We start from the raw sequence: 3,382 nt of genomic DNA, 5'->3' as shown, positions 1-3,382 counted from the left end.
CCTGCGCCCGGCCGCCGGCTATGGCGACTGGCTCAACGTCGACGACGAGACCCCCAAGGACGTCATCGGCACCGCCTACTTCGCCTACGCCGCCGATCTGGTGGCGAAGGTCGCCCGCACGCTCGGCAAGGAGGACGATGCGAGGCAGTACGACCAGACCGCCGCCGAGGTCCGCGCCGCCTTCAACCAGGCGTACGTGAAGGACGGCCGGATCAAGGGCGATACCCAGACCGCCTACGTGCTCGCGCTCGGCATGGGACTGCTGCCCGAGGCCGGCCGCAAGCCCGCCGCCGACCGGCTGGTCGAGCTGATCGAGGCCAAGGACTGGCACCTGTCCACCGGCTTCCTCGGCACTCCGCAGCTGCTGCCCGTCCTCACCGAGACCGGGCACACCGACGTGGCCTACCGGTTGCTGCACCAGCGCACGTTCCCGTCCTGGGGCTACCAGATCGACAAGGGCGCCACCACGATGTGGGAGCGCTGGGACTCCATCAAGCCGGACGGATCCTTCCAGGACGCCGGCATGAACTCCTTCAACCACTACGCCTACGGCGCCGTCGGCGAGTGGATGTACAAGAACATCACCGGCATCAGCGCCGGCGAGCCCGGCTACCGGCGGATCGTCATCCGGCCCCGTCCCGGCGGCGACGTGCACCGGGCGACCGGCCGGTACGACTCGGTCTACGGGCCGATCGAGACGCGCTGGTCCGACCGCGGCGGCCGGTTCACCCTCGACGTCTCCGTGCCGGTCAACACCACCGCCGAGGTCTGGGTTCCGGCCGCGAGCGCCGGCGCGGTCGCCCAGAAGGGCGCGACATTCCTGCGCGTGCAGGACGGCTGCGCCGTCTTCCGCGTCGGTTCCGGTTCCTACCGCTTCGTCACCGGCTGAGCCCAGGCGGCCGGGCCCGGGGCACCACCTGCCCGGGCCCGGTCCGCCCGCCCATCGCTCTTCTCCCACCCTGTGCTCTTCCCTCACCTGTACGAACACGAGGAGACCCATGCGCAAGAGAAAGTCCGTGATCGCCGCGACGGCCCTGATCGCCCTGGCGCTGCCGGGCACGGCCGACGCCGCCGTCACCGCCACCGGTCATGCCCCGATGGCCCCGGTTGAGCTCACGGTCGGCGATCGCACCCGGCCGCTGAACGTGGAGGGCACGCCGCTGTTCGGCTGGCGGCCGCGCGACACCGACCCCGGTGAGGTGCAGACCGCGTACCAGATCGTGGTCAGCACCGGCCGCGACCGGCACGGCCGGCCCGTCTGGGACAGCGGCCGGGTGTCCTCCGGCCGCCAGGAGTACGTGCCGTACGCCGGCCCGGCGCCCGAGGCCGGGACGGCCTACACGTGGAAGGTCCGCACCTGGGACCGCACCGGCCGGCCGTCCCCGTGGACGCGGCCCGCATCGTTCGAGATGGGCCTCGGGGAGCAGGACTGGCAGGCGAGCTGGATCCGCCGGACGACGGCGGAGGCCGACGACTACACGCTCGCGCGCAGGGACTTCACGGTCGGCCCGTCCCCGGTCGTGCGGGCCCGCGTCTACGTGGCGGCGAGCCACCAGTACGCGCTGCACCTGAACGGTGAGGTCATCGACCGCGGCCCCGCGTTCGGCTACCCCGACGACGGGTTCTACCGGGCGGTCGACGTCACCTCGCGGCTGCGCGCGGGCCGGCCCGCCACGATCGGCGCCCTGTTCCACTGGTACGGGCGCGGGCAGGGACGTCCCGCGGGCGAGCCCGGCCTGCTGATGAGGTTGGTCGTCGAGCACGCCGACGGCGGCCGGCAGGTCGTGGTGACCGACGGCAGCTGGCAGGTCGCGCGGGGTCCGTGGAAGCAGGCGCCGCGCCGCAACGGCGACGGCGGCGACTACGTCGAGGACATCGACGGCACCGCCGAGCAGCGCGGCTGGGACCGGCCCGGGTTCGACGCTTCGGGCTGGCAGGCACCGCAGGTCGCCGGCGCCCACCCGACCCCGGTGTTCAAGCGGCTCCGGGGCCAGGAGGCCGGGCTGTCGTTCACCGCGATCAAGCCGAAGAAGGTGACCCGGCTCGACTCCGGAGCGCTGGTGGCCGACTTCGGCAAGGTGATCCCGGCCGTGCCGGTGGTGCGCTTCCGCGACGGCGAGGCCGGGCGGCACGTGGACATGGACGCCGGCTACGTGCTGACCGCCGACGGGTCCGTCTCCCGTTCCGCCGACGACAACCAGGACACCGACCTGAGCTACGGCTACACCCAGCGCGACGGCGACCAGACCTTCCGGGCGTTCACCTTCGAGGGGTTCCGCTACTTCGAGATCTCCGGGGACGTCGCCCCCGGCGACATCGGCGCGGTCGTCCAGCACACCGACGTCGACCCGGCGCGCACCGCCCGGGTGCGCACCTCGAGTCCCGGGGTCGACGCGGCGTACGACCTGATGCGGCGGTCGGCGCTGTACGGATCGCAGACGCAGTTCCTCGACACCCCCACGAGGGAGAAGGGGCAGTTCCTCGGCGACTCGGTGGATACGTCCCTGGCCACGATGTCCGCGTACGGCGAGCGGCTGCTCAGCAGGCAGTCGATCCGCGAGTTCATCGCATCGCAGGCCCGCTACTGGCCGGACGGGCGGCTCAACGCGGTCTATCCCAACGGCGACGGCAAGCGCGACATCCCCGACTACACCGAGATGTTCCCCGGCTGGGTCTGGGATTACTACCAGCAGTCGGGAGACGCGCAGACCCTCGCCGAGGCCTACCCGGTGCTGACCGCCGTGGCCGGTTACGTGCGCCGCCACATCGACCCGGCGTCCGGCCTGGTGACCAGGCTGACCGGGGGCTCGGGCGACTACCAGTACGGGATCATCGACTGGCCGGCGACCATGCGCTACGGCCACGACATGGACACCGCCGCCCGTACGGCGATCAACGTGCTCGGCGTCGACGTGTTCAACGCCTCGGCCCGCGCGGCCGAGGCGCTCGGCAGGGCCGGCGAGGCGGCGGCGCTCCGCGCGGACGCGCAGGCGCTGACCGGAGCCGTCAACGCCGAGCTGCGCCGCCCGGACGGCGTCTACGTCGACGGGCTCAAGGCCGACGGCACACAGAGCACGCACGCCTCGCAGCTCGCCAACGCCTACGCGCTGGCGTACGGCGTCGCCCCGGCCGCCGACCGCGACCACGTCGCCGGGTACGTCGCGGGGCTCGGCACGCGGATGGGCCCGATGACGGCGCACCGCATGCTCGAGGCGCTCGCCGGCCGGCCCGACCAGGTCGTCGCCCGGCTGACCGACACCGAGGGACCCGGCTGGGGCAACATCCTGGCCCGCGGCGGCACCTTCACCTGGGAGTCGTGGGACGCGCCCGAGACCGGGCAGAGCCACTCCCACCCGTGGGGCTCGACCGCCCTGGTCGACGT

2 protein-coding genes are annotated in these 3,382 nt (G+C 72.9%); both read left to right on the top strand.

Annotated elements, in window-relative coordinates:
* On the top strand, positions 1–889 hold an 889-nt coding region (locus tag HKK72_RS37745; RefSeq protein WP_315987646.1), incomplete at its 5' end, for an alpha-L-rhamnosidase C-terminal domain-containing protein.
* 109 nt (positions 890–998) lie between these two features.
* The coding region (locus HKK72_RS37740; RefSeq protein WP_187239181.1) for a family 78 glycoside hydrolase catalytic domain at positions 999–3,382 on the top strand (2,384 nt) is incomplete at its 3' end.

Source organism: Actinomadura sp. HBU206391, from assembly GCF_014323665.1.
Classification (GTDB): Bacteria; Actinomycetota; Actinomycetes; order Streptosporangiales; family Streptosporangiaceae; genus Actinomadura_C.
Note: the sequence above shows the minus strand (reverse complement) of the source record. Positions and strands in the feature narration are given on the sequence as shown.